Consider the following 7,667-nt stretch of genomic DNA (forward strand, 5'->3'; position numbering starts at 1 on the left):
CTCATGTCCGTTCTTCTTCTTGATATCAACAGATTCAAGATTATCAATGACACTCTGGGGTTTGGAGCCGGCGATGCTCTTCTTCAAACCATAAGCACCAGGATCAGGTCCTGCCTCAGGGATGTTGATGCGGTGTTCAGGCTGGGAGATGATGAATTCGCAATTGTGCTTGAAGAAATCGCGCAACCACAGGATGCCGCAAGGGTAGCCAAAAGAATCCTGGCAGTCTGCTCCCTTCCATTACAACTCTCTGATCGTGAGCTTTATGTCACCGCAAGTATAGGAATCAGCATCTTTCCAACCGATGGTGAAGATATGGAGGTGCTGCTGAAGAATGCTGAGGCGGCAATGAACCGGGCAAAGGAAATGGGGATAAATAATTACCAGCACTACAAACCCACCATGAATGCCCGTGCTTTCGAACAGCTTACTGTCGAGCATAATCTTCGGAAAGCACTGAAAAACAATGAACTGATCGTTTACTATCAGCCCCAGATAGATCTGGCAACAGAAAAAATAATCGGAGCCGAGGCACTTCTGAGGTGGAAGCAACCCGACCTGGGGATGATCTCCCCTGCCCAGTTCATCCCGATAGCTGAGGACACAGGTTTGATTCTGCCCATCGGAGAATGGGTGCTGAAAACCGCATGTCTCCAGGCAAAAGGATGGCTCGATTATGGCCGGAAGATCGTAATCGCAGTCAACCTCTCCGCCCGACAATTCCAGCAACAGGACCTTGTCTCCACTGTAAGCAGAGTACTGCAGGAAACAAACCTTCCACCTCAGTTTCTCGAACTTGAAATAACTGAAAGTCTGGGTATGAAAAACCCGGAACTTACTCTCAAGACTCTTCATGAATTAAAGTCGATGGGGATTCACATATCGATCGATGATTTTGGTACCGGGTATTCTTCATTGAGCTATCTTAAGAGATTTCCCATTGATACACTGAAAATCGACAGATCGTTTGTTATGGATATCCAGACCGATGCCAACGATTCCGCTATCGTACTGGCTATCATCGCCCTGGCACACAGCCTCAAACTCAAGGTCATAGCCGAAGGTGTAGAGCAGAGACATCAGGCACAGTTTCTTCTGGAGCATGGATGCGAAATGGTGCAGGGATACCTCTTCAGCCCACCTGTAACCGGAGAGGAATTTGAAAAGCTAATTGCCAAAGAATCCTGAAACAGATCTTAAACGAAGAACTAACGGGGAAACATTTTACTATTTAGTCAAGTGCAGATAACCGGGTAAAAACCCTTTCAGCATTCTTGTATGTTACTTTAGCTATTTCCTGAGGGTCAACCCCTCTGATCTCAGCAATTCTCTCTACAACCCTTACCATATTGCAGGGTTCATTTGCTTCCACAACACCATAAGGAGGAATATCCGGGCTGTCACTCTCCACCAGAAGCCTGTCAGTCCTGGTTCTTTTGACCGATTCCTGCGCCTTTCTGTTCCTCTTAAATGTAACTGAGCCGGAAAAAGAGATGTAAAAACCAAGTTTTTCTAATCTGTCAACAAGCTCTGCAGAACCGGAGTAAGAATGGATAACTCCTCCCTGAAACACATGATCTCTCTCTTCAAAAACAGAGATCAAATCTCCCCATGCTTTGCGGCAGTGTATCGATACCGGGCGCTTATACCTGGCTGCAAGGTCTATTTGAGCAGAAAAAACATCCAACTGCCCGGAATTATTTACTCTGTCAATTGCATGATCCAACCCTATCTCCCCTACAGCTGCCGACGGAAAAGAGCGCAGCATCTCCTCGAGCCTGAAAAGCCATTTTTCGCTTCTCCCATCTATGTACCAGGGATGAAGTCCGAAAGCAGGGATCACAACCGGGAACTGTCCAGATAATCGTGCTACCTCATCCCAGTCCTCTTCGGTTGAACCACAGCATAGGATCTTCTTAATTCCAGCCTTTTCCGCACGGTCAATTACAGCAGAAATATCATCGCCAAGGCGTTTGTCCTGAAGATGGCAGTGGGAGTCAAAAAGGTTCATGGATGAGAAAATAAGGCCGGAATTTACTCACTGCAAGAAAGTCTTCTAAGAGAGGTAATCAAAAGGCTCCATTTTTAAGGAAAAACGGATGTACGATTACAAGCACTGCTAATGCTGAAAGCGAAAAGAGCAAAATAGTACCAGATACCCAATATCAGATTTTCCGATTGTTTTTAGAAAATCGATTGAGAAAGAGGGTTTCGATACCGATACCGACCCAGAACTTTTGTTGTAGCTTAGTTAGATTGTTTTCTCACGAAGCCTTATAAAGCCCGCTCTCGGCTCTCACAATCTCCAGAGTCTGAATCGGCTTGAAATTAAGCCCGTAGATCGTTGCGACCACTTCCCGGTCCATGATGTTGAGCATTCCAAATGTGGGAGGCATGTTTTTATCAAGAGGTCCTTTGAGATGTCCCGGATTCATGAAAAGCCGTCCGTCTTCAAGCTCCAGTTTCCAGTGATGAGTATGTCCGAACAAGATGATGTCTGATTTGGTAATATCCTCTTCTGTAACATCCTTTTCGTAGCTGTGTACCAGCATGACAGTCAGTCCAAGTACCATTTCATAGGTTTTTGCCTGGAGAGAGCCGTCTTTATACCGCTGATCGTAGATACCGGGCACCTGAACGATCTCCAGAAAACGATCGCCCAGATCAGACACATCATCGTAATCATCACCCAGATGATACAAAGCAGCGATCTTCTGCTTCTCAATCATCCAGTCCACAGCATTGTTCAGATACTCTTTATTCCGGTGAGTGTCACTCACAATTCCTATTTTCATACAAACCGCGCCTTTTTAGTGTTGCAGTAAATTTCAGGAAGTCATAATGGATTAGAAAAGATCAGGGGTGAAGCCTGTAAAGATAATCGAGATTTATTTGGCCAGGCCCCTGCAAGTCTCCCGAGAAATGATACTACTTACCATCTTCTCGTATTCTTTCAGATAAATCACAGCCTGCCTTACAACGTTTTCAGCATTATAACCAAATTTCTCATCGAGAACTTTATATGGTGCCGATGCGCCGAATCTCTCCAGACCGATCACCTTCCCCAGAGGTCCAACAAGCCCCTGAATTGCAGCAGGAAGCCCGGCAGTCAACCCCATGACAGGAATTCCACAGGGAATCACCTCCTGACGATACTCAGGTTCCTGATCGAAAAAGGCACCCTCAGATGGAGCGGAAACCACTCTCACCTTCAGCCCCTTCTCATCAGAAAGTCTTTTAGCACCCTCGATCAGAGTAGCAACTTCTGCGCCATTCCCCAAAAGAATCAAATCTGGCTGACCATCACAATCAGCAACTATATACGCCCCTCTGCATGCTCCCAGTGCGTCATCAAACCTGCTTTTTGATCCCGGCTTTGGGGGAAGATCGGATACATTCTGTCTGGTAAGTATCAGAGCACAAGGTCCTTCAAATTCCATCGCCATTTTCCAGGAAACAGTTGTCTCTGCAGAGTCAGCAGGCCTTATCACAAGCATACTTCTCTTCCCCTCCAGATTCGCCATCTTCTCCAGAAGCCTTAACTGTGTCTCCTGCTCTACCGGCTGATGAGTAGGCCCGTCCTCACCTACCCGGAAAGTGTCATGCGTAAAGACATACTTTACCGGAAGATTCATCAGAGCCGCAAGGCGTATAGCGGGTTTCATATAATCTGAAAAAGCGAAAAACGTGGCGCAGACAGGTATTATACCTCCGTGAGCAGCCATCCCGTTCATCACCGATGCCATAGTCAGTTCAGCTACACCAGCCTGAAGAAATCCGCCGGAAAAATCACCCTTTTTAAGGATTTTTGATTTTTTCAGGAAACCTTCGGTTTTATCGCTGTTGCAAAGATCGGCCGATGAAACTATCATATTGTCGATAGTCTCTCCGAACACCCCAAGAACGTTGCCGGATGCGGTGCGAGTCGCCTGACCCGGTTTCTGCTGAATCGATGCCCAGTCGATCTCAGGAATCTCACCAGACCAGAGTTTTCTCCATTTGGCCGAAAGCTCAGGGTTTCTCTCTTCCCATCTTTTCTGTTCGGCCTTCTTTTGTGCAGCGCTCTCTGCCTTTTTCTCAGATATTTTCCTGTAATGCTCTGTTACATCGGGATAGATCGCAAAGGGGTTCTCCGGATCGCCGCCAAGATTCTTGATTGTCTTTTCAACTGACCCCCCGGCGTCTGAAAGAGGCATCCCGTGAGTGGAAACCTGCCCCTCAAAACTGCTTCCATCGGGGGCCAGAGCACCTTTACCCATGATAGTCTTGCCTATGATGAGCGTCGGTTTCTCCTTCTCCTCATTAGCCCTTGTCAAGGCTGAGCGGATCTGGTCATGAACATTGCCGTTTATGGTTATCACATTCCATCCCCAGGCCTGGTATTTCAGGGCTGTATCCTCACTTGTCACCTCATCTACAGGGGTGGAGAGCTGGATATCATTGGAATCGTAAAACATGATAAGGTTTGAGAGACCAAGGTGTCCTGCAAGCCTTCCCACGCCCTGAGAGATCTCCTCCTGAATCCCGCCATCAGAGATATAGGCGTAGATTTTATGCGAGGTCCATTCTCCGAAACGCGCAGCAATAAACCTTTCCGCTATTGCAGCACCGAGAGCCATGGCGTGTCCCTGACCAAGGGGTCCGGATGTGTTTTCAATTCCACGTTCAATGTCCCGTTCTGGATGTCCCGGAGTAGTACTCCCCCATTGACGAAAATTTTTCAGTTCATCGATGGAAAAAATTCCATAGAGCGCCAGGACAGAGTAGAGCATTGGAGACATGTGGCCCGGATCGAGATAGAAGCGGTCTCTGTTTGGCCAACTGAGATCAGTGGGATCGAAATTTAGAAACTCTGTATAGAGTATATGAATGAAATCCGCTCCACCCATCGCCCCGCCAGGATGTCCTGATCTGGCTTTTTCAACCATGGCAACGGTAAGAGCCCGAATGTTATCCACAGCTCTGCTGTCAATTTTCCCGCTCACTGATGAGTACTCCTTGGATTTGAAAAAAAAGATTTTTAAAATAATTCATGCCCCTGAGGGAGTTGGTGCTTTTTCCAGTTCTATGCTTAAATGCCTGAACTGTGATTCCACCTCCACTCCATTACCTAGCTGCCCCCTCCTAAAGTCCCCCTTTGGGGGATTTAGTGGGCTAGGGATTTAGGGGACAGTAGATTTAGGGGGCAAGCACTAATTGGGCTTAAATTTGCTTCCCAATCTACCTCTGATCACCTGTTCCCTACTATCGAGAGGCATCATGGTACTGAGTGTAGCTTTTACCTTTGATCCAAATCTTATCCCCGGGCTCTCTGTCTTCCCAGAAGTAAGAGAGGTTTTCGGAAAACTGGGAAGCGATCTACTTGGCGGCGGAAGATCTACCTATATGGTGGCTGATGCGAACCGGGAGATGCTTCAGAAAGCGGTTGAACAGGCACATTCTCATAATATTGAATTCAACTATCTTCTCAATGCAGCCAATCTCGATGGATTTGAGCAGACCCGTGACGGGCAAAAAAAAATCCGCAGATTCCTGGATTATCTCTCTGAACTGAATGTCGACAGTGTTACTGTTTCTGTCCCCTACCTTCTAAAAATTGTCAAATCAAGTTACCCGCATTTCAAGACCCGTGTGGGTGTGTTCGCACGTATCTCCACTCCCAGAGCTGCCCAGTGGTGGGAAGAGATGGGGGCAGATATACTCTGTATCAGTGCAATCTCCTGTAACAGAAGATTCGATCTGTTAAAGAGTATCCGTTCCTCTGTAAAATGCGATCTGCAGCTTATTGTTAACGCCTGCTGCCTTCAGGAGTGCCCCTTTGAACTTGCGCACATGAATATGCTGACACATGCATCCAGAGAGGGTTCCAGGATGCACTCCTTTAACCTAGATTACTGCTTCCTCCATTGCTCATCGTACCGTTTACGCGATAAATCCTTTTTCCTGAAATCGATATGGATTCGTCCAGAAGACCTCTCGCTGTATGAAAAATCAGGTTACCACCATTTCAAAATTGTGGATCGGGCCTGTTTTCCTGAGATGCTTATAAAAAGAGTAAAAGCTTATGCGGAGCGCAGTTTCGATGGAAATCTGATGGAGCTTATAGCACCTGTGGCCAGAATAAAGAGTTATAAAACAATTCTCCCCTTTTTCCGTCCTGACAAAATAAAACCAGGCACTGTAATCAGAATATTGAAATTTATCGACAGCGCACTTATAGATCGCTTCGATGAGGATTCCCCGGTTTATATCGACAATAAAAAACTCGATGGATATATAAGGAAAATTTTCAAAAAAGGATGTGATTCATCACAGTGCAGAACATGCTCCCTTTGTGAAGAGTATTCAAAGAATGCTGTCACCATAAAACCTGAGTATAAAAAAGAGATCATTTCACAGATAGAATCTCTTGAGAAGGGATTGAATGATGGAAGCATCTTTTAGCCATATAACCGGAGGTCAAAATGCGGAAAGAACTGGTAATCTCCCGTGCTCTTAAGGTGATAAGTGATACTCTTGCAGTCGACTGTGAAAAGATCAGAGAAGATAGCAGGTTCGTGGAGGATCTTGGTGCTGACTCTCTTGATAAAGTGACACTGATAATGGCACTGGAGGATGAGTTCAAGATCTCCATTTCCGACAAACAGGCTGAAGGTATAGTGTGCGTAAAGGATGCGCTCGATGCGCTTACCGGGGCAGAGAGTGTCGCATGATGAAAAACAGAGTTGTCATAACAGGAATAGGAGTAATCTCCGCCCTGGGTAACACAACAGATGAATTCTGGGGCTCATGCCTGCAGATGAAAGACTATATCGTTCCCATTCCTGAGGAATGGAACAAGTACTCCTCTTTCAGTTCCCGTTACTGGTCTCCTCTTGACAAGTACTCACCATCCTCATCCTGGCTTTCAAAAGCGGACCACCTGCAGCTTGACCTTTGTCAGCAAATGGTGCTCGATGCTGCTTTTCAGGCAGTAAGTCTTTCCGGGATCGGACACACAGAGATCGATCCCAAAAAGAAAATAATGCGTCTGGATGGAGTCGATCCGCGGAGATCAGGTGTTTTTATCGGCACAGGTGCAGGAGGAATAACCTCTCTTCTGACCGCCCATTCCACACACATTTCACCGATGCAGAAAAACCTTTTTGCGCCTGTCAAATACAACCCGTTCACTGTCCCGATGATGATGATAAACGGGAGTGCCGATATTCTGGGAATTCGTTTTTCGATTCATGGGATAAACCGCACTGTAAGCACCGCATGTGCATCGGGAACGATGGCTATTGGTGAAGCATTCAGGGCAATCTCGGAGGGAACAATAGATTTTGCTCTGGCCGGAGGTGTTGAGTACCTTCACGACCCAACCGGCGGAATTTTCCGGGGATTTGACTCTGCGGGAACATTGACAAAGAATACTGCGGTTGAGAGCTGTAACTGCCCGTTTGATCAGAACCGGTCAGGATTTCTGTTCTCTGAGGGTGGTTGTGCGATGTTTGTGATCGAATCCCTTGAGCAGGCTGAACTGCGCGGATCTGTGCCACTTGCTGAGATTAAAGCGTATAAGGAAAAATTCGAAGCATACAATCTGATGATGATGGAGCCGGATGGCAAACAGATAGAGAGCCTTTTAAGGTCGGTTGTGGCACAGGCCAGTCTCGATCTTCATC

General features: G+C 46.6%; 7 protein-coding genes. 4 read left to right on the forward strand and 3 right to left on the reverse strand.

Annotated features, from left to right (window positions below; all coding sequences use genetic code 11):
• Positions 1 to 1,188: bifunctional diguanylate cyclase/phosphodiesterase (locus GX089_00045; protein ID NLP00862.1), on the forward strand; the 1,188-nt coding region annotated here is incomplete at its 5' end.
• A 43-nt stretch (positions 1,189 to 1,231) separates the two neighbouring features.
• Here GX089_00045 and GX089_00050 read toward each other — a convergent pair.
• From GX089_00050 to GX089_00060, 3 genes are all read right to left on the reverse strand, one after another.
• A complete protein-coding gene (locus GX089_00050; GenBank protein NLP00863.1) occupies positions 1,232 to 2,011 on the reverse strand; it encodes a TatD family hydrolase in 780 nt (259 codons plus the stop codon).
• A 253-nt stretch (positions 2,012 to 2,264) separates the two neighbouring features.
• Entirely contained in the window at positions 2,265 to 2,795 is a 531-nt protein-coding gene (locus tag GX089_00055) for a hypothetical protein (protein NLP00864.1), read from the reverse strand.
• Positions 2,796 to 2,888: 93 nt separating this feature from the next.
• The gene (locus GX089_00060; GenBank protein ID NLP00865.1) at positions 2,889 to 4,985 is read right to left on the reverse strand and encodes a transketolase; all 2,097 of its coding nucleotides are present in this window, start codon (positions 4,983 to 4,985) and stop codon (positions 2,889 to 2,891) included.
• Between the two features lie 274 nt (positions 4,986 to 5,259).
• Here GX089_00060 and GX089_00065 point away from each other — a divergent pair, with 274 nt between their 5' ends.
• The 3 genes from GX089_00065 to GX089_00075 form a co-directional block, all read left to right on the forward strand.
• Positions 5,260 to 6,444: a hypothetical protein gene (locus tag GX089_00065; protein ID NLP00866.1), complete on the forward strand. Its 1,185-nt coding sequence runs from the start codon at positions 5,260 to 5,262 to the stop codon at positions 6,442 to 6,444.
• 20 nt (positions 6,445 to 6,464) lie between these two features.
• Positions 6,465 to 6,713, forward strand: a complete 249-nt coding sequence (gene acpP / locus GX089_00070) for an acyl carrier protein (GenBank protein NLP00867.1) — start codon at positions 6,465 to 6,467, stop codon at positions 6,711 to 6,713.
• On the forward strand, positions 6,710 to 7,667 hold a 958-nt coding region (locus tag GX089_00075), incomplete at its 3' end, for a hypothetical protein (protein NLP00868.1). The genes acpP and GX089_00075, both read left to right, overlap by 4 nt.

Source organism: Fibrobacter sp. (assembly GCA_012523595.1).
Lineage (GTDB): Bacteria > Fibrobacterota > Chitinivibrionia > Chitinivibrionales > Chitinispirillaceae > JAAYIG01.